Below are 1,612 nucleotides of genomic sequence, written 5' to 3' on the forward strand. Positions count from 1 at the left end.
CTCGTCGTCACGGCGCTGGCCGCGCTCGTCCTCGCCTGGGTGACGCTGCGCATGTCCGGCCACTACCTGCCGCTGGCGACCATCGCCTGGGGCCTGTCGCTCTTCTACCTGCTCGGCAACCTCGACTTCCTCGGCAAGTACGACGGCCTGCTCGGCATTCCCGCACTCGAGTTCCTCGGCCGCCCGCTCAACACCGGGCGCACGTTCTTCTACCTGCTGTGGGCCATCGTCGTGCTCGCCGCCGTCGCCGTCACGCACCTGCTCGACTCGCGCACCGGCCGGGCCATGCGCGCCGTCAAGGGCGGCTCGACGCTGGCCGAGGCGATGGGCGTCGATTCGTTCCGGATCAAGGTCACCGCCTTCGTCATCGCCGCCCTGCTCGCCAGCGTCTCGGGCTGGCTGTTCGCGCACTTCCAGCGCACCGTCAACCCGTCGCCCTTCGGCCTGAACATGGGCATCGAGTACCTGTTCATGGCCGTGCTCGGCGGCGTCGGCCACGTCTGGGGCGCGCTCGTCGGCTCGGCCATCGTGCAGATCCTGAAGGACCAGCTCCAGGTCCTCCTGCCGCGCCTCATGGGCACCAGCGGCAACTACGAGATCATCGTCTTCGGCGTGCTGCTGGTCCTGATGCTGCAGTACGCCCGCGACGGCGTCTGGGCCTTCGTCGAGGCGGCCCTGCCGCGCGTGCGGCGCAAGGTCGACTGGGCCGCCGCGCCGGCGCTGCCGGAGCGGGCCCGCCCGCCGCACGGCCAGGTGGTGCTCGAGGTCCGTGCGGTGCGCAAGGAATTCGGTGGCCTGGTCGCCGTCAACGACGTCAGCTTCGAGGTCCGCGCCGGCGAGATCCTCGGCCTGATCGGCCCGAACGGCGCCGGCAAGTCGACGACCTTCAACCTCGTCACCGGCGTGCTGCCGGCGACCCGCGGCGAGGTAAGCCTGCTCAGCCGCCGCATCGACGGGCTGAGCTCGCGCCGCATCGCCCGCCTCGGCGTCTCGCGCACCTTCCAGCACGTGAAGACGATCGCCGGCATGACCGTGCTCGAGAACGTCGCCCTCGGCGCGCACCTGCGCGGCCGCCGCGGCGTGCCGGCGGCGATGCTGCGCCTCGACCGCGCCGAGGAGCGCTCGCTCATGAAGGAAGCCGAGCGGCAGCTGCGCCGCATCGGCATGGGCGAGCTGATGCACGAGCACGCCGGCAACCTGGCCCTCGGCCAGCAGCGCCTGCTCGAGATCGCCCGCGCCCTCGCCGCCGACCCGACCCTGCTCCTCCTCGACGAGCCCGCCGCCGGCCTGCGCCTGAAGGAAAAGGAAGGCCTCGCCGACGTGCTGCGCCAGCTGCGCGACGAAGGCCTCTCGATCCTCCTCGTCGAGCACGACATGGACCTCGTCATGGGCCTCGTCGACCGCGTCGAGGTGATGGAGTTCGGCACCAAGCTGATCGAAGGCACGCCCGAGGAGGTGCAGGCCTCGCCGGCGGTGCGGGCGGCGTACCTGGGGACGGAGCATTGATGGATTCGATGAATCCCGGCCGGGCCGATGGGGCGCTCTGCTCCGTTCATGTCCCCCGAAGGCAGCCGGTGGCTGCCTTCTCCTCCTTTATTTCACTGCGCAGAGC

General features: G+C 70.9%; 1 protein-coding gene. It reads left to right on the plus strand.

Annotated features, from left to right (window positions below; genetic code table 11):
* The coding region (locus AC30N0_RS03490; RefSeq protein WP_489516546.1) for a branched-chain amino acid ABC transporter ATP-binding protein/permease at positions 1 to 1,506 on the plus strand (1,506 nt) is incomplete at its 5' end.
* Positions 1,507 to 1,612 lie beyond the last annotated feature (106 nt).

The organism is Rhizobacter sp., from assembly GCF_031412495.1.
Taxonomy (GTDB): Bacteria; Pseudomonadota; Gammaproteobacteria; order Burkholderiales; family Burkholderiaceae_C; genus Schlegelella_A.